15 protein-coding genes are annotated in these 17,596 nt (G+C 38.7%); 9 read left to right on the top strand and 6 right to left on the bottom strand.

The features are described 5' to 3' along the window. Positions 1–14 precede the first annotated feature (14 nt). From D0T60_RS06755 to rfbC, 3 genes are all read left to right on the top strand, one after another. The gene (locus D0T60_RS06755; protein WP_163217398.1) at positions 15–1,085 is read left to right on the top strand and encodes a GDP-L-fucose synthase; all 1,071 of its coding nucleotides are present in this window, start codon (positions 15–17) and stop codon (positions 1,083–1,085) included. 47 nt (positions 1,086–1,132) lie between these two features. Continuing rightward, positions 1,133–2,014, top strand: a complete 882-nt coding sequence (gene rfbA, locus D0T60_RS06750) for a glucose-1-phosphate thymidylyltransferase RfbA (protein WP_163217397.1) — start codon at positions 1,133–1,135, stop codon at positions 2,012–2,014. 78 nt (positions 2,015–2,092) lie between these two features. Beyond that, a complete protein-coding gene (gene rfbC, locus D0T60_RS06745) occupies positions 2,093–2,662 on the top strand; it encodes a dTDP-4-dehydrorhamnose 3,5-epimerase (protein ID WP_163217396.1) in 570 nt (189 codons plus the stop codon). Positions 2,663–2,667: 5 nt separating this feature from the next. Here rfbC and D0T60_RS06740 read toward each other — a convergent pair whose 3' ends face one another. Next, complete coding sequence (locus D0T60_RS06740) at positions 2,668–3,354, bottom strand: Crp/Fnr family transcriptional regulator (protein WP_163217395.1); 687 nt, start codon at positions 3,352–3,354, stop codon at positions 2,668–2,670. A gap of 178 nt (positions 3,355–3,532) precedes the next feature. On the opposite strand from D0T60_RS06740, the gene D0T60_RS06735 reads away from it, so the two are divergent. Continuing rightward, a complete protein-coding gene (locus tag D0T60_RS06735; protein WP_163217394.1) occupies positions 3,533–4,129 on the top strand; it encodes a MarC family protein in 597 nt (198 codons plus the stop codon). A gap of 240 nt (positions 4,130–4,369) precedes the next feature. On the opposite strand, the gene D0T60_RS06730 is transcribed toward D0T60_RS06735, so the two are convergent. Continuing rightward, positions 4,370–5,011, bottom strand: a complete 642-nt coding sequence (locus D0T60_RS06730; RefSeq protein ID WP_163217393.1) for a rhomboid family intramembrane serine protease — start codon at positions 5,009–5,011, stop codon at positions 4,370–4,372. 188 nt (positions 5,012–5,199) lie between these two features. Between D0T60_RS06730 and D0T60_RS06725 the strand changes: the two genes are divergently transcribed. Genes D0T60_RS06725 through D0T60_RS06715 form a run of 3 tightly spaced genes read left to right on the top strand, consistent with a single transcriptional unit; the run spans position 5,200 to position 9,793 of the window. Continuing rightward, positions 5,200–7,140 (top strand): glycogen debranching enzyme N-terminal domain-containing protein, encoded by a 1,941-nt coding sequence (locus D0T60_RS06725; RefSeq protein ID WP_163217392.1) that lies wholly within the window; start codon positions 5,200–5,202, stop codon positions 7,138–7,140. A gap of 15 nt (positions 7,141–7,155) precedes the next feature. After that, positions 7,156–8,424, top strand: coding sequence for a glycosyltransferase (locus D0T60_RS06720; RefSeq protein WP_163217391.1), 1,269 nt, complete (start codon positions 7,156–7,158; stop codon positions 8,422–8,424). 19 nt (positions 8,425–8,443) lie between these two features. Continuing rightward, the gene (locus D0T60_RS06715) at positions 8,444–9,793 is read left to right on the top strand and encodes a glycoside hydrolase family 57 protein (protein WP_163217390.1); all 1,350 of its coding nucleotides are present in this window, start codon (positions 8,444–8,446) and stop codon (positions 9,791–9,793) included. Between the two features lie 78 nt (positions 9,794–9,871). On the opposite strand, the gene D0T60_RS06710 is transcribed toward D0T60_RS06715, so the two are convergent. Together D0T60_RS06710 and D0T60_RS06705 are read right to left on the bottom strand one after the other, a co-directional pair. After that, on the bottom strand, positions 9,872–11,311 hold the full coding sequence (locus D0T60_RS06710) for a DUF4270 domain-containing protein (protein WP_163217389.1): 1,440 nt from the start codon (positions 11,309–11,311) through the stop codon (positions 9,872–9,874). Between the two features lie 25 nt (positions 11,312–11,336). After that, positions 11,337–12,164 carry a glycogen/starch synthase gene (locus D0T60_RS06705; RefSeq protein WP_163217388.1) on the bottom strand — a complete coding sequence of 276 codons (828 nt, stop codon included), beginning with the start codon at positions 12,162–12,164 and terminating at the stop codon, positions 11,337–11,339. A 238-nt stretch (positions 12,165–12,402) separates the two neighbouring features. Here D0T60_RS06705 and panC point away from each other — a divergent pair, with 238 nt between their 5' ends. After that, the gene (gene panC, locus D0T60_RS06700) at positions 12,403–13,251 is read left to right on the top strand and encodes a pantoate--beta-alanine ligase (protein ID WP_163217387.1); all 849 of its coding nucleotides are present in this window, start codon (positions 12,403–12,405) and stop codon (positions 13,249–13,251) included. A gap of 17 nt (positions 13,252–13,268) precedes the next feature. Further along, entirely contained in the window at positions 13,269–13,619 is a 351-nt protein-coding gene (panD, locus tag D0T60_RS06695; protein ID WP_163217386.1) for an aspartate 1-decarboxylase, read from the top strand. Between the two features lie 141 nt (positions 13,620–13,760). On the opposite strand, the gene D0T60_RS06690 is transcribed toward panD, so the two are convergent. Together D0T60_RS06690 and serS are read right to left on the bottom strand one after the other, a co-directional pair. Next, positions 13,761–16,049: a bifunctional dihydroorotate dehydrogenase B NAD binding subunit/NADPH-dependent glutamate synthase gene (locus tag D0T60_RS06690; protein WP_163217385.1), complete on the bottom strand. Its 2,289-nt coding sequence runs from the start codon at positions 16,047–16,049 to the stop codon at positions 13,761–13,763. Positions 16,050–16,251: 202 nt separating this feature from the next. Next, positions 16,252–17,526 (bottom strand): serine--tRNA ligase, encoded by a 1,275-nt coding sequence (gene serS / locus D0T60_RS06685; RefSeq protein ID WP_163217384.1) that lies wholly within the window; start codon positions 17,524–17,526, stop codon positions 16,252–16,254. Positions 17,527–17,596 lie beyond the last annotated feature (70 nt).

The raw sequence follows: 17,596 nt of genomic DNA, 5'->3' as shown, positions 1-17,596 counted from the left end.
AAATTGAGAATTGAATGAACAAAAGCGCTAAAATATATATAGCCGGCCATCGTGGATTGGTCGGCTCTGCTATTTTTAAGACCCTACAACAAAAAGGGTATAAAAATGTGATAGGAAAGACACATAAAGAGTTGGACTTGATGGATGTGGTGGCTGTGAAGCAGTTCTTTGATGAAGAGCAACCTGAGTATGTTTTTCTGGCTGCTGCCCATGTAGGTGGTATTATGGCAAATAATACATACCGTGCCGATTTTATCTACAACAACTTGCAGATTCAGCAAAATATTATTGGTGAGAGCTTTCGGCATGATGTGAAAAAGTTGTTATTTCTGGGAAGTACTTGTATTTATCCCAAAGAAGCCAACCAACCAATGGCTGAAAGTGAATTGCTTACTGCCCCTTTGGAATATACCAATGAACCTTATGCCATTGCTAAAATAGCCGGACTTAAAATGTGTGAGAGCTTTAACCTGCAATATGGTACAAACTATATAGCAGTGATGCCAACCAACCTTTATGGACCGAATGATAATTTTGATTTGGAGCGCAGCCATGTGTTACCTGCCATGATCCGCAAGATACATTTAGCTCATTGTTTGATGAATGGAAATTGGGGGGCTATCAGAAAAGATTTTGATAGACGCCCGGTAGAAGGTGTATCCGGACAAGGAGATGGAACTGAGATTGACCGGATATTGAAGAAGTATGGCATAAGAGAAGATTCTGTTACATTATGGGGAACTGGCACCCCAATGCGTGAGTTTCTGTGGAGCGAAGAGATGGCAGATGCCTGCGTATTTGTAATGGAACAGGTGAATTTTGATGATTTGAAAGGAAAAGATCAAGAAATACGTAATTGTCATATTAATATTGGTACAGGTAAAGATATCAGTATTAAAGATCTGTCAGAGCTGATTGTACAAACAGTAAGGTATCGAGGTGAAATCCGATTTGATAGTAGCAAACCGGATGGAACAATGAAGAAACTAACAGACCCTTCTAAACTTCATTCATTAGGTTGGAAGCATAAAATAGAAATTAAAGAAGGAGTGGAGAGGATGTATGAATGGTATCTCACCGATTAAAACATCCTCCTAACCTAAAAACTAATAAATCCATAAATTCAAATCCCATGAAAGGAATTGTTCTTGCCGGAGGCTCCGGTACTCGTTTATATCCTATAACTAAAGGAGTAAGCAAGCAGATGTTACCGGTTTTTGATAAACCTATGATCTATTACCCCATCTCTGTACTAATGCTTGCAGGTATTCGGGAAATACTAATCATCTCTACCCCTGATGATCTACCCGGCTTTCAACGTTTATTAGGCGATGGGTCAAGCTTTGGCGTTCGTTTTGAATATGCCGAGCAACCCTCTCCGGATGGTTTAGCGCAAGCCTTTATTATCGGCGAGAAATTTATAGGAAATGATTCTGCCTGTTTAGTACTTGGAGATAATATTTTCTATGGTCAGGGATTTACAAAAATGCTTGCTGATGCCGTAAAAGCTGCTGAAGAAGAAGCTAAAGCAACTGTATTTGGATATTGGGTAAGTGATCCGGAACGTTATGGAGTAGTTGATTTTGATAAGGAAGGAAATGCATTAAGCATTGAAGAGAAGCCTGCAAAACCCAAATCGAACTATGCGGTTGTTGGTCTTTATTTCTATCCGAATAAAGTGGTAGAAGTAGCAAAAAATATAAAGCCCTCGGCACGGGGAGAGTTGGAGATTACTACTGTCAACCAACAATTCTTAGATGATAAAGAATTGAAAGTACAATTACTTGGTCGTGGCTTTGCTTGGTTAGATACTGGTACACATGATTCTCTGTCGGAAGCCAGTACATTTATTGAAGTGATAGAGAAGCGTCAAGGACTGAAAGTGGCTTGTTTGGAAGGGATTGCATATCGTAAAGGATGGATCACGGCTGATAAGATGAGGGAACTGGCAGAGCCGATGCTGAAGAATCAGTATGGGAAGTATCTTTTGAAGGTTCTGGAAGAACTTTCTTAACTTAGGCCGGGGAGCCTGCGGGTATTAAATGAACTTTATATTTTTATCTACTAAATTCTAACTCCTAACTACTACAAAATGACTATTATAGAAACCAAACTACCCGGAGTGGTAATTATTGAGCCTCGTATCTTTACAGATGACAGGGGCTATTTTTTTGAATCTTTCTCTCAGCGATTGTTTGAAGAGAAAGTATGTAAGACTGTGTTTATGCAGGATAATGAGAGCAAATCAAGTTATGGGGTCATTCGAGGGCTACATTTTCAGAAACCACCGTTTAGCCAAAGTAAATTGGTGAGAGTGATAAAGGGAGCAGTACTGGATGTAGCAGTAGACATTCGCAAAGGTTCTCCTACTTTCGGACAATGGGAGGCGGTTGAGCTGACCGCAGAAAATCATCGGCAGTTTTTTGTACCCCGGGGCTTTGCGCACGGATTTAGTGTATTGAGCGAGGAAGTGGTTTTTCAGTATAAATGTGATAACTATTATGCTCCACAATATGAAGGAGCTATTGCATGGGATGATCCGGATTTGGGTATCGATTGGGGAATACCTGCTGATAAGGCTGTCTTATCTGAAAAGGATAGAAAGCATGCAAGATTGAAAGATACAGAATGGCTTTTTGATTATACGGAAAGGCTTTATTGATTTTTTTAGCCTCGGATTATATGGATTGCACGGATTAACCTCCCCCCATCCGGAACCACAATCTCTTTCCGGTGTAATACCAATACTCCTCTCTCCTGAAGTTCATTCAATCCTTTCGATACATTTAATCGGGTATTGTCTAAATGGCGTGCCAAATCATCCATCTTAATTCTCAGGATTTTTTCTCCTTCAACCTTTTCGGAGTGCATAAGGATGAAGTGAATGATTTTTTGTTCAATCTGGTTAGGAGTATTCAGCCAGATTTTATTCGTTAATGCTTGTACTCGGTTACTAATGTAATTGGTGAAGTTCATACGAAATATTTCGTACTTGAATAGATCTCTGACCACAAATTCTTTGCTGATTCTTAATATTTGTACTTCAGTTTCTGCCATATATGAAGAAACATATTGGGTATTGAGTCCAAATAATGAATAAGGTTCTATCAGATGGGTATCGTCAATATATTCGATAAAAGTGAAAGACTCATCTGGAGAAGTAGTACTCATCGCCATCTTTCCTTTCAGCAAAAAAACAAGCTCGTTGCATAAAGAACCTTCCCGAATAAATAACTCTCCGGGTTTATGTTTGGTGAAATGTAGCTTTACTCTTCCTAATATGTTTGTAAAATCTTCCTGACAAAGTCCTTGAAAAAGCGGAAGCCTTAGCATGGTGCTGAACATTGATTCCATATAACTTCAATTTCGTTTGTATATACAAAGTAACAATAAACGCATTGCTTTTAGATGATGCAAACGTACTTTTTATCCTTTTTTATTAAATCTTATATTGCAATAGGGAATTTGTAGGGGATTTATATTTATTGCATAAAAATGTATTATCTTTGCGGAAAAATAAAAAAGAGAAAATATGCTTTCAAAATTTAGTGTTCAAGAATTAGTTAGTGCTTTTATTGTGTTATTTGCTGTAATTGATATTATAGGTGCTATACCTATTATTATCAATCTGAAAGAGAGAGGACAAAAAGTCGATGCTACCAAAGCAACAGTTATTTCTTTTGTGCTATTGATCGGTTTTTTCTTTGTGGGAGATTGGATGTTGAAACTATTTCATGTAGATATTGAATCGTTTGCAGTGGCAGGTGCTCTTGTTATCTTTCTGATGGCTCTGGAAATGTTGTTGGATATAGAAATTTTCAAGAATCAGGGACCTATAAAAGAAGCCACTTTAGTTCCATTGGTTTTTCCTTTGTTAGCAGGTGCAGGTTCTTTTACCACCTTGCTTTCATTGCGTGCAGAATATGCCAGTATCAATATAATTATAGCGCTGATACTTAATATGATTTGGGTATATGTTGTAATTAGTATGACGGGTAAGGTAGAACGAATTCTTGGAAAGGGCGGAATCTACATTATACGAAAATTCTTTGGAGTAATATTGATTGCAATTGCTGTAAGACTGTTTACTGCTAACATAACACTATTAATAGAAAGCCTACAAAAATAGAGTTGAGAGTCAGCTTAGGTGGATTTGTTTTTCTCAAGGGCTTAAGAATATTTTCTCAACGGCTTAAGAATAGATACTCAAAGCCTTGAGAATAAATACTCAAAGGCTTAAGAATAAATACTCAACCTGGTGAGATTTAGTCTCAACTGCCTAAACCACTTCATGAGACTGAGTATGAATAATCCAGGTTAAATAGTTGAAGTTGAGAGTTGAAAGTTAATAATGCTGTATGGTTAACTTTCAACTCTCAATTATTTCCTCTTCCTCTTTTTCTTCTTTCTCCTCCTCTTCCTCTTCCTCAAAAGGCTCGGGCTTCTGTGGTCCGTGACTCCTGAATGCGAAAGCACAAATCATCCCTGCAATTGCTCCGCTGAGATGACCTTCCCAAGATGTGGTAGGTTTAGCAAAGAAAGGAAGCATATTCCACACTAATCCTCCATATATAAAGGTGATGAGTAATGAGATGGCAATGAGTGGGATGTGTTTTCTTAATACTCCGCTGAAAAAAAGAAAAAAAGCAAGTCCGTAGATAATGCCACTGACCCCGATATGCCATCCGGGTTTACCTATAAAATAGGTGAGTATTCCGCATCCGATCCAGATGATAAAGAAAATATAAGGAGCAATATTTCGGTAGAAGTAAAATAGGCACCAGGATAAGAAAAATAGAGGAAAGGTGTTTGCTAAAAGGTGTTTGAAACTTCCATGCACAAGAGGATGTGCGAAAATTCCAAAAAAACCCTTTCTCTCAAGAGGATATACACCTAACCTGGTAAAATCCCAATCCATTCCAACTTCCAGTATTTTTATCAAATAAAGAATAAAAATCAGGAACAATGGAACAATCATAGAGAGGATTATTCTTCGTAGATCGTGCTTCATATTTTCCTTTTCTATCTTGGTTTCTATGTTATTTATTTAAATCTTTTGCAATGCTACAAATAATTGCTATAAATATGAAAAATAAAGTAGATTTTTATATGTATTTCTCGCTATAATTTGTATTTTTGGGAATCAAGTATACATTATTTTAAACAAATATATAAGATTAACCTTTAAAGATACAGACCATGAGTTATTTACGATTTGACAAGGCTCTGATGATGAATTTGGAGGAATCTCTTCCCAGAGAGATTTTGCGAACGAATATGTCGGGTGCTTATCATTGTACCACTATTGTCGATTGTAATACGCGCAAATATCACGGCTTACTGGTTATACCGGTACCTAACCTTGATGACGAAAACCACGTGTTACTCTCTTCGCTGGATGAAACGGTTATTCAGCATGGGGCTGAATTTAATCTCGGATTGCATAAATATCAGGGAAATAATTTCAGTCCGAAAGGCCATAAGTATATTCGCGAATTTGATAGCGAAACCATTCCAAAGACAATCTATCGAGTAGGAGGGGTGGTCCTGACCAAAGAGAAAATCTTTGTGCATCATGAGAATCGGATTCTGATTCGATATACCTTGGTGGATGCTCATTCGCCTACAAAGATTCGGTTACGTCCTTTCCTTGCTTTTCGTAGTGTAAGGGAATATACCAATGAGAATCCAAGAGCCAGTAGAGAGTATCAGTTAATAGAGAACGGGATAAAGACCTGTATGTATCCGGGATATCCGGAGCTTTTCATGCAACTGAACAAGAAAAATGAATTTCATTTTATACCCGACTGGTACCGGGGAATTGAATACTCTAAAGAACAGGAAAGAGGATATCATTTTCAGGAAGATTTATATGTACCCGGATATTTTGAAGTAGATATAAAGAAAGGCGAAAGTATTGTGTTTTCCGCCGGTATTTCGGAAGAAACTCCCCGCCAGTTGAAGCGACTGTTCGATGAAGCAGTAGCAGATCGTACTCCGCGTGATAGTTTCTACCATTGCTTGAAGAATTCGGCTCATCAGTTTTTAAATAAGCAAGGAGATAATTATTATTTCTTAGCCGGTTATCCCTGGTTTAAGTGTAGGGCGCGAGATATGTTTATCGCACTTCCCGGATTAACACTTGCCGTTGATGAAAAGAATGTTTTTGAAAAGGTGATGGAAACCGCAGAAAAAGCCATATATGCTTTTATAAATGATGAACCCTTAGATCCGAATATTTATGAAATGGAGCATCCGGATGTGTTGCTCTGGGCTGTATGGGCATTGCAACAATATGGCAAGGAAACCACCCGCGAACAATGTCGGACGAAGTATGGTAAGTTGCTGGAAGATATCATGGAATATTTAAGACAGCGTAAGCATGAAAATCTCTTTTTGCATGATAATGGCTTACTTTATACCAATGGAACGGAGAAAGCTGTAACCTGGATGAATTCTACAGTAAATGGTCGACCGGTAATTCCGCGGACAGGTTATATTGTGGAAATTAATGCATTGTGGTATAATGCATTACGGTTCATTGCAGAGATGTCTCGTGAAGGAGGAAACGAAGTATTAGCAGCTTCATTAGATGAACAGGCTGAATTAACAGGGCAATCTTTCGTGGAAGTTTTTCGCAATGAATTTGGCTACTTGTTGGATTATGTAGATGGTTATATGATGGACTGGAGTGTTCGTCCGAATATGATTTTTACGGTAGCCTTTGATTATTCCCCTTTAACCAAAGAACAGAAAAAACAAATACTCGACATAGCAACCAAAGAGCTATTGACTCCTAAAGGTATACGCTCATTGAGTCCTAAAAGCGGTGGGTACAATCCGAATTATGTAGGCCCACAAATAGAGCGAGATTACGCGTATCATCAAGGTACCGCGTGGCCTTGGCTGATGGGCTTTTACCTGGAAGCCTATTTGCGCATTTATAAAATGAGTGGAATTTCATTTGTAGAACGCCAATTAATTGGGTTTGAAGAAGAGATAACTTCTCATTGCATTGGTACTATTTCCGAGTTGTTTGATGGAAATCCACCATTTAGAGGGCGTGGAGCAATTTCTTTTGCCATGAATGTAGCAGAGATCTTACGTATTCTGAAGTTGTTATCTAAGTATAATCTGTAAGGAGGAGGAACCAATATGAAAGTTTTAATGTTTGGATGGGAGTTCCCCCCGCATATTTTAGGAGGTTTAGGAACTGCAAGTTATGGTCTGACGAAAGGAATGTCGCTTCAGGAAGATATGGAAATTACATTCTGTATTCCTAAGCCTTGGGGAGATGAAGATCAAAGCTTTTTGAGAATCGTTGGGATGAATAGTACCCCGATTGTGTGGAGAGATGTAAACTGGGATCATGTGCAGAGTAGGGTAGGAGCTTATATGGACCCTCAACTTTACTATGATTTGCGCGATCATATTTATGCCGATTTCAACTACCTGCATACGAATGATTTAGGATGTATAGAGTTCTCCGGGCGATATCCGGATAACCTGCATGAAGAAATAAATAATTATTCGATAGTGGCAGGGGTAGTTGCTCGTCAGCAGCAATTTGAAATAATTCATTCGCATGACTGGCTTACCTATCCGGCAGGAATACATGCTAAGCAGGTTTCCGGAAAGCCACTTGTTATTCATGTGCATGCTACCGACTTTGATCGAAGTCGCGGAAATGTAAACCCAACGGTATATTCTATCGAAAAGAATGGAATGGACAATGCGGATCATATTATGTGTGTAAGTGAGCTTACACGTCAAACAGTGATTCAGAAATATTACCAGGATCCAAGAAAAGTGTCCACAGTTCATAATGCAGTATCTCCATTGTCGCAAGAAATAATGGATATTGTACCTCAAAAGAACCCCAAAGAAAAGGTGGTGACCTTTTTAGGACGTATCACCATGCAGAAAGGACCTGAATATTTTGTAGAAGCTGCCGCCATGGTTTTGCGTCGTACCAAGAATGTGCGTTTTGTGATGGCAGGTAGTGGAGATATGATGGATCAGATGATACGTTTGGTAGCCGAACGTGGTATTGCCGATCGTTTTCACTTTCCCGGATTTATGAAAGGGAATCAGGTATACGAGGTGTTGAAAGCCAGTGATGTATATATCATGCCTTCGGTTTCGGAACCTTTTGGAATCTCTCCGTTGGAAGCCATGCAGGTGAGTGTGCCCACTATTATTTCGAAGCAATCCGGTTGTGCCGAAATTCTTGAAAAATGTATCAAGACAGACTATTGGGATATTCATGCGATGGCAGATGCTATCTATTCTATTTGTTCTTATCCTGCTATGTATGAATACCTGCGCGATGAAGGTAAAAAAGAGGTAGATCAAATTAAATGGGAGAATGTAGGATATAAAGTCCGCAAAATATACGAGGAAGTTTTGAGAAATTATAGATAATAAATAAACCAATATAGTTATGAGAACCATTTGTTTTTATTTCGAAATACATCAAAGTGTACTTCTGAAACGCTATCGTTTCTTTGATATAGGAGTAGACCATTATTATAATGATGATTATGCCAGCGAAGCATTAATAAACCAGATAGCCGAGCGTTCGTACATTCCGGCATTGAATACATTGCTCGAAATGATAAATAATTCCGGCGGTGCTTTTAAAGTAGCTCTTTCCGTTTCGGGGATCGCTTTGGAGCAATTAGAAATCCACGCGCCAGCTGTAGTCGATTTGCTTCATCAACTAAATAATACAGGTTGTTGCGAATTCCTGGGGGAAACCTACTCACATAGCTTGTCGTCTTTGGAAAATGAAGACTGTTTTAAAGATGAGGTGAAGCGCCATAGTGCTAAAATGAAAATGCTATTTGGTAAAACCCCCAAAGTATTCCGCAACTCCAATCTGCTTTATTCGGATGATATTGGAGCAACAGTATCTTCTTTAGGATTCAAGGGAATGTTGGCAGAGGGTGCCAAACAAGTATTGGGCTGGAAGAGCCCTCATTATGTATATCACTGTAATCAGGCACCAAGTTTGAAGGTGTTATTAAGAGATTACAAACTTTCGGACGATATAAGCTTGCGCTTCTCTGATTCTGATTGGAGCGGTTATCCGCTATTTGCCGATAAATATATGGATTGGGTTGCAGCTTATCCACAAGAGGAGCAAGTGATTAATATCTTTATGGAATTGTCGGCTTTGGGATATGTGCAACCTTTATCTTCGAATATTCTGGAATTTATGAAAGCGCTGCCTGCTTGTGCAAAAGATAGAGGGATTACATTCTCTACTCCAACAGAGGTTATCTCTAAATTAAAATCTGTATCTCAGATAGATATTCCTTATCCTGTATCTTGGGCAGACGAAGAAAGAGATGTAAGTTCATGGTTAGGAAATGTACTTCAACGTGAGGCTTTTAATAAGTTATATAGTGTAGCAGAACGTGTCCTCTTGACTACAGATCGACGTATTAAGCAAGATTGGGACTATCTGCAGGCAAGTAATAATTTCCGTTTCATGACTACTAAAAATACGGGAGTAGCTATCTGGCGTGGGAATTATGATTCTCCCTATGATGCTTTCACAAACTATATGAATATTCTGGGTGATTTTATTAAACGGGTAAACTCACTCTATCCGGAAGATATGGATAACGAAGAATTGAACTCATTGTTAACTACCATCAAAAATCAGGATGAAGAAATCACTCGTTTAGAAGGTGAGTTGGAAAAGGCTAAGGCTAAATTAGAAAAGGCTTCTGCTAAAACTCCTGCAAAGGCAAAGAAGACAACAAAGAAAGAAACTACCAAGTAATAATTGGGGGAGTAATAAAAATAAGGGGTGCTTTCAATATGAGAGCACCCCTTATTTTTATGGTAGTATAAATATTACTTATTCAGCGAAATAAGTGTAAGTAACACTTGTTTCCAGGACATCTGTACCTCCTCTAAGTTTTACATATCCCGGTTTCATGTCATTTTGAATACTTGTGATATTTTTATTGGAATCCAGATTTATGATAACCGGTACTAAAAGTACTTTTCCGTTTTCTTTATCCCATTCTGCTTCATTCCAATTTGTGCCGGCTGCTTTCTTTGCATTTTCTTTCTCGGTAATACAAGTTTTAATTAGGCGGGCTAAATTGTAGAATACATATTGATTATTTGACGAATCATGGGTTGCATAATAAGAAGTTGTATTATCAATAATCTTATTTTCTTCGAAGAATGATTTGTAATCTTTTTCACGTATTAATAATAAATATGTAGGAGCAGACATACTAAATAACTCATCGCTTTTTTGAGCATAGTTTTTGAAGGTTAATTTCACCGCATTTAATGTGTCCTGACCTAATTCATCGGCTATTTTTTGTATAGGTAAAGTTACCTTGGTAAAGATTCCGGCGGGCGATTTTACATACGTCCATTCTTCTTCTTTCACTTTGTCCTCAAGTTCATCCGAGTTGGTGAATTTATTTGCTTGAATAACTTCTTTGGTAGAAACGAAAGAACGTACTAAGTATTCAATGGAATCTCTTCCATCCGATGTTCTTATGATACTGTTATCCAAAGTGTCTAAAGCAAAAGCCGGGAATACCACATTTAGTTCTACTTTATTGGCATAAAGCACAGTTCCATCTCCTAAATCGCTCTCAATATATACTCCTTTAAATACGTTTTTAATAAATGCATCTGCATTTGAGAAATATTCCGGGTGTTCTCTGTTTACTCTGTAAATGCGTTCTCCAATTTCTTTGGGTAATTGTACGCGCACGTATGGGGTAAAGTTTGAATTATTTCTAACCGATTCGCTTATTGATAAGTCAACCGCACTATATGTTTTACCAGCAAGAAAATCCTTTTCCGGATTATAATAATCTAATGGGTTAATATTGGTATAATGATTTTTATCCAAATTGTCATTTAATTCGTATACGTTTAAGTGACAAGCATTTAAAGAATCACCAAAATAATCATCATAAGAAATTATCAATTCAGTGAGATGAATAGAGTCTCCTGCCATTAAACCCGTTTTTGTTTCTCTGTCATAAACAGCAGGGAATTTCAGATTATCTACGCAATTAAGTTGGGTTAGAAAACTTGATTCGTAATAGCCAAACTCCGGATCGGTATATTTACCAATATAGCCAATGTTAGTTTTTGCAAAAACTGCATCCGAAAGAACTGATTCGGTAGTTACTGGAAAAGTTTTTGTGGCTACAGAGAGTTTATCCCCATCTGGCATTACACCTAATCCAAGACTTTCGGTATTATCATCACAGCTAAAAAGGCTTATTGCCAGTAGCATTACCCATACGAATTTCGTTTTCATGCGTCCGTTAAAGTGTGGTTAATATTTATTTATGAGTTGATTCCCAAACCTGATCGTAGAAATTGTTACATGCATCCGCATAAAGATCCGGTTCCTGGAAATCAAGGGTTAATTTGCCATTGTTGCGTGCATAGTTTATTACTTCTTCATTCACTTGCGCGCTATTTTGAATAATTCCATCTGAATAATCAACGGCAAGCTTGGAAAGAGATACATAGTCTACTGCACTTCCGTTTAATGTAGATACATCATTCTTATCTATACCTTTCAGAAGGAGCTTAGAAGAGAAATTATCTTCAAATGTATTATTAAAACCATTGTCATAAACCGAGAAAACAACTTTCGTGTTCCGGAAAGATGGCTCTTCGTTATATGCTTTTTTAATGTAGAGAGGAACTAAAGAAGTCATCCAACCATGGCAGTGGATAATATCCGGCGACCAGCGTAGTTTCTTCACTGTTTCCAATACCCCTCTTGCATAAAAGATGGCTCTGGCATCATTATCATTGTATTCCTGTCCGTTTTCGTCAACCGTTTCCAAACGGTTTTGGAAGTAATCATCGTTATCAATAAAATAAACCTGCATACGTGCAGCCTGAATAGAGGCAACTTTGATAATCAGTGGATGGTCAGTGTCATCAATTATTAGATTCATTCCTGAAAGGCGTATTACCTCGTGGAGTTGATTTCTTCGCTCATTGATTGTGCCCCATTTGGGCATGAAAGTTCTGATTTCTCTTCCTTTTTCCTGTATCAACTGTGGTAAATTTCTTCCAATGGAAGACATCTCTGAATCAGCTACGTATGGAGTAATTTCTTGGGTAATAAATAAAATTTTGTTCGCCTTTGTCATAATAGTCTCGTAAATATTCTGCAAAGATATAAAAAAAAACCGGCTAAAAAGCAAGACAGGGCTTTCTATAATTCCTTATGAATTGTTAAGTGGTTGATTATCAGTGTCAATTGGAGGTCTTCTTTATGTGCTTACATTCTCCCTTTAGCATTAATTTATGATATTTCTTCTTTATATGCTAAATAATGGTTTATTTTGCATCGTTTTTTTAGAAAATAGACAACGTAATTTGAATCGAATGAAAACGATTTATACCATAAAAGAATTGCAGAATACATTATCTGAAGCCAGATTGCTCAATCAGAAGATAGGATTTGTTCCAACTATGGGCGCGCTTCATGAAGGTCATGCATCTCTTGTTCAAAAGTCAGTTGAAGGTAATGATGTCACAGTAGTAAGTATATTTGTGAATCCTACACAGTTCAATGATAAAAGTGATTTAGCTAAATATCCTCGTACCTTAGAGTCAGATTGTAAACTACTGGAAGAAACAGGCGCTTCGTATGTTTTTGTTCCGTCTGTAGAAGATATGTATCCGGAGCCTGATACACGCCAATTTGATTATTCTCCTTTGGATACTGTTATGGAGGGGGCATTTCGTCCGGGACATTTTAATGGAGTATGCCAAATTGTAAGCAAATTATTTGACGCAGTGCAACCGGACCGGGCTTATTTTGGAGAGAAAGACTTTCAGCAGTTGGCAATTATTCGTGAAATGACTAAGCAACTAAAATACCATATAGAGATTGTAGGTTGTCCGATTGTTCGCGAAGCAGATGGCTTGGCTTTGAGCAGTCGGAATATGCGTCTTTCGGTGGAGGAGCGTGAAAATGCATTAAAAATCTCTCAATCATTATTTAAAAGTACTACCTTTGCACAGACTCATACAATAGCTGAAACACAGCACTTTGTAGAGGAAGCTATTGAAAATGCGGCGGGCTTGAAATTGGAATATTTTTCAATTGTCAACGGGTATACGTTGCAACCGGTAAGTGAGTGGGAGGAGACGGATTACATAGTTGGTTGTATAGCTGTATTTTGTGGTGATGTTCGCCTGATAGATAACATAAAGTATAAAGGAATCTAAATAAAAAGAACTTTATTATGATGATTGAAGTGTTGAAATCAAAGTTGCATTGTGCTCGGGTAACGGAGGCAAATCTTAATTATATGGGTAGCATTACCATTGATGAAGATTTAATGGATGCAGCTAATATGATTGCGGGCGAGAAAGTACACATTGTGAATAACAACAATGGGGAGCGCTTTGAAACTTATATTATTAAAGGAGAAAGAGGGGGCGGACAAATCTGTTTGAATGGTGCAGCCGCTCGTAAGGTACAACCGGGCGATATTGTAATTATCATGTCGTATGCACTTATGGACTTTGAAGAAGCCAAGACATTTAAACCAACAGTGGTATTTCCCGACCCGGAAACAAATAAAGTGGTTTGATTAGTGAAGGAATGCATTGAATTAAATCAATAACTTAATGTGTTATTGAGAGAAAGCATTGAGTTATCAAAATAAGTAAATACAAAACCGCCCGGTACTGCAATTGCAATGCCGGGCGGTTTCTGTATCATGAGAAGCCTCTTACTTCTTCAGTTTTTCATTCATAGCAGCCGCAGCCTTTCTTCCATCACCCATTGCAAGGATAACAGTAGCGCCACCGCGCACAATGTCGCCACCCGCAAATATCATAGGAATGGATGATTCCATATTATCGTCTACATTGATAGTCCCCCATTTACCCATTTCAAGTCCTTTAATGGAACTTGGAACAATGGGGTTAGGAGATACTCCTACGCTTACGATAGCCAAATCAATATCAATGGTTTCGGTAGCTCCTTCGATAGCAACAGGACGACGACGTCCGGAAGCATCGGGCTCTCCCAATTCCATTTTTTGAAGAATAACTTGTTTTACGCGTCCTTCTTCATCTGCGATATATTCGATGGGGTTATGCAAAGTGAGAAACTCAATGCCTTCTTCTTTAGCATGTTTAACTTCTTCGATACGTGCAGGCATTTCTTCTTCAGAACGGCGATAAATGATCATGGCCCTTTCTGCACCTAAGCGCATGGCAGTACGTACAGAGTCCATAGCGGTATTACCTCCTCCGATTACAGCTACATTTTTTCCGAATGTAACAGGGGTGTCCGATTCCGGGCTTGCTGCATCCATCAAGTTAACGCGAGTCAGGTATTCGTTGGATGACATGATGTTGATGGAGTTCTCTCCGGGAATGTTCATGAAGTTTGGTAAACCTGCCCCCGAAGCTACAAAGAATCCTTTAAAGCCTTCTTCTTTAAGATCTTCCACACTGATGGTTTTGCCTACAATGCAGTCTTTCTCAAAAACAACGCCCATTTTACGAAGACTCTCTATTTCGACATCTACAATTTTATTGGGCAAACGGAATTCCGGAATACCATATTTAAGTACACCGCCAATTTCGTGTAAAGCTTCAAAGACTGTAACGTCATAGCCAAATTTGATCATATCACCGGCAAAAGCAAGACCGGCAGGTCCCGAACCTATAACAGCAATTTTAATACCGTTTTTGTTTTTGATTTCAGGTATATAGATCTGGCCACTTTCGCGTTCATAATCGGCAGCGAATCTTTCCAGGTTACCAATAGCTACTGCTTCTTTGCCCATTTTCAGGTGAATACATTTAGATTCACACTGTTTTTCTTGCGGACAAACACGACCACATACAGCAGGCAGTGCACTGGTTTCTTTCAGCGTTTTAGCTGCTTCCAGAAATTCGCCACGCTCTATGTTTTTAATAAAACGAGGAATGTCGATCTCAACAGGGCAGCCTTCCACACAGCCGGGGTTGGCACAATCCAGACAGCGTTTGGCTTCAATCAGCGCTTGCTCTTTGTTCAAGCCTCTGTTTACTTCTTCCATACGGTGCTGAATACGGTAGGTAGGTTCTAACTCGTTCATGTGAACGCGCTCAATGCTGCTGCGGTCTTTCGCTTTCATGCTTTTGCGAAGTTCCTCGCGCCAGGGAGCATCTCTACCGTCTAAGTTTTCGGATTTAGTTGCTTCACAGCTTGCTTGCAGTTTTTTCATTTCATCTTGTTCGATGGAAGAGAATGCGCGCATACGTTTCAGCATTTCATCGAAATCAACTTGGTGTCCGTCAAACTCCGGACCATCTACACAAACGAATTTGGTTTTTCCTCCCACTGTAATACGGCAGGCACCGCACATACCTGTTCCATCTACCATGATGGTATTTAACGAAACATCTGTAGGAATCTCATATTTTTTAGTGAGTAAGCAGATAAACTTCATCATAATGGCGGGGCCAATGGCAAAGCATTTGTTTACTTTTTCACGTTTTATCACTTCTTCTACTCCTTCGGTTACAAGCCCTTTCTTTCCGTACGAACCATCATCTGTCATAATAATAACTTCGTCCGAACTTTCACGCATTTCTTTCTCAAGAATAATAAGTTCTTTGGTTCTTCCGGCCAATACAGTGATAACTCTGTTGCCGGCAGCTTTAAGTGCTTGCACGATAGGAAGCATGGGAGCAACACCTACACCACCACCTGCACATATTACTGTGCCGAAGTTTTCGATGTGTGTAGCTTGTCCCAAAGGACCAACCACGTCTGTAATATAATCGCCAACTTTAAGTTCGCTTAATCTTTTGGATGAAAGTCCGACTTCCTGCACAACCAATGTGATGGTTCCTTTTTGAAGATCGGCTCCTGCAATGGTTAATGGCACGCGTTCGCCTTTTTCGCCCACACGTACAATTACAAAGTGTCCTGCCTTGCGTGATTTGGCAATTAATGGAGCTTCGATTTCTAATTTGAAAACTTTTTCAGAAAACTGCTCTTTGTTAATGATTTTGTTCATTACCTATTAATTATGTTGGTTTTATTACGTAATCGGTGATAATATGATAATCTTTTGCAAAGATAATGGTTCTTTATGAAATATGAAAGGGAGGGGTCTTGGAATAAGTAAATGTTATTATTAAGAACACAGAGTCACAAAGCCACAAAGTATTAAAAACTCAGTGTCTCAGTGTCTCTGTGTTTTATATCATAATAATGTATTAATCAATAATCTCAAACCCGCAATACGGAACCAATACCTTAGGAATACGAATACCCTCCGGTGTCTGATTGTTTTCCAATAGCGCAGCCAAAATACGAGGTAACGCCAACGCAGAACCATTTAACGTATGGCATAACTCTGTTTTCTTTTCTGCTGTACGGTAGCGACACTTCAAGCGGTTGGCCTGATAAGATTCGAAGTTAGAAACAGAGCTAACTTCCAACCAGCGTTTTTGTGCTGCGGAATATACTTCGAAGTCGAAAGTAATAGCAGAAGTAAAACTCATATCACCACCGCAAAGACGAAGGATACGATAGGGCAATTCCAGTTTAGATACAAGGTTTTCTACATGCTCTATCATTTCATTTAAAGATTCATAAGAATGCTCGGGCTTGTCGATACGTACAATTTCCACCTTATTAAATTGGTGTAACCGGTTTAAACCGCGTACGTCTTTTCCATAAGATCCGGCTTCGCGACGGAAACATGCAGAATAAGCACAGTTCTTAATAGGCAATTCTTTTTCGTCCAGAATAACATCCCGGTAAATGTTGGTTACCGGAACTTCTGCTGTAGGAATCAGGTATAAATTATCGGCAGTGGCATGATACATTTGTCCTTCTTTATCCGGTAATTGTCCGGTACCATATCCGGATGCTTCATTTACTACATAAGGAGGTTCTATTTCCAGGTATCCGGCATCCCGTGCTTCATCTAAAAAGAAGTTGATGAGCGCACGTTGGAGGCGTGCTCCTCTTCCTTTATATACAGGAAAACCAGCCCCGGCGATTTTCACGCCGAGTTCGAAATCTATCAGATCATATTTCTTAGCAAGGTCCCAATGTGGAAGAGCATCGGCAGGAAGTGATACTTCATTTCCTCCGGTACGTTCTACTAAATTGTCTTCGGCTCCATAACCTTCGGGTACACTTTCGTTGGGGATGTTGGGAATGGTGTAAAGGAGTTCTTGCAATTCATTTTCGGTTTCACTTAAAGTAATCTCCAAAGCTTTATTGCCCTCCTTCATTTCTCCTACGCGGGTTCTTGCTTTATCGGCTTCCTCTTTCTTGCCCTCTTTCATGAGTTGACCAATGGTTTTGGATAAGGCATTTACTTCGGCAAGGTTACTATCTAATAAGGTTTGAGTTTGCTTTCTTTTGTCATTTACCTCAATTACCTTTTCTATGGTTTCTTTGGCATTTTTGAGATGCTTTTTCTCCAGACCACGAAGCACCTCCTCCGTGTTTTCTGTAATTTGTTTAATGGTAAGCATGTTATTGTTATTTATGAATTTCTTCTTTAAAAATTATGCAAAGATACATATTTTAAGGTGCAGATACATA

Source organism: Bacteroides sp. 224 (assembly GCF_010500995.1).
Taxonomy (GTDB): domain Bacteria; phylum Bacteroidota; class Bacteroidia; order Bacteroidales; family Bacteroidaceae; genus Bacteroides.
This window is presented reverse-complemented; position numbering and strand designations above follow the sequence as displayed.

Coding starts and splice junctions, on each gene's coding strand:
- D0T60_RS06755 (WP_163217398.1), top strand. CDS start 15: ATGAACAAAAGCGCTAAAATATATATAGCCGGCCATCGTGGATTGGTC.
- rfbA (WP_163217397.1), top strand. CDS start 1,133: ATGAAAGGAATTGTTCTTGCCGGAGGCTCCGGTACTCGTTTATATCCT.
- rfbC (WP_163217396.1), top strand. CDS start 2,093: ATGACTATTATAGAAACCAAACTACCCGGAGTGGTAATTATTGAGCCT.
- D0T60_RS06740 (WP_163217395.1), bottom strand. CDS start 3,354: ATGGAATCAATGTTCAGCACCATGCTAAGGCTTCCGCTTTTTCAAGGA.
- D0T60_RS06735 (WP_163217394.1), top strand. CDS start 3,533: ATGCTTTCAAAATTTAGTGTTCAAGAATTAGTTAGTGCTTTTATTGTG.
- D0T60_RS06730 (WP_163217393.1), bottom strand. CDS start 5,011: ATGAAGCACGATCTACGAAGAATAATCCTCTCTATGATTGTTCCATTG.
- D0T60_RS06725 (WP_163217392.1), top strand. CDS start 5,200: ATGAGTTATTTACGATTTGACAAGGCTCTGATGATGAATTTGGAGGAA.
- D0T60_RS06720 (WP_163217391.1), top strand. CDS start 7,156: ATGAAAGTTTTAATGTTTGGATGGGAGTTCCCCCCGCATATTTTAGGA.
- D0T60_RS06715 (WP_163217390.1), top strand. CDS start 8,444: ATGAGAACCATTTGTTTTTATTTCGAAATACATCAAAGTGTACTTCTG.
- D0T60_RS06710 (WP_163217389.1), bottom strand. CDS start 11,311: ATGAAAACGAAATTCGTATGGGTAATGCTACTGGCAATAAGCCTTTTT.
- D0T60_RS06705 (WP_163217388.1), bottom strand. CDS start 12,164: ATGACAAAGGCGAACAAAATTTTATTTATTACCCAAGAAATTACTCCA.
- panC (WP_163217387.1), top strand. CDS start 12,403: ATGAAAACGATTTATACCATAAAAGAATTGCAGAATACATTATCTGAA.
- panD (WP_163217386.1), top strand. CDS start 13,269: ATGATGATTGAAGTGTTGAAATCAAAGTTGCATTGTGCTCGGGTAACG.
- D0T60_RS06690 (WP_163217385.1), bottom strand. CDS start 16,049: ATGAACAAAATCATTAACAAAGAGCAGTTTTCTGAAAAAGTTTTCAAA.
- serS (WP_163217384.1), bottom strand. CDS start 17,526: ATGCTTACCATTAAACAAATTACAGAAAACACGGAGGAGGTGCTTCGT.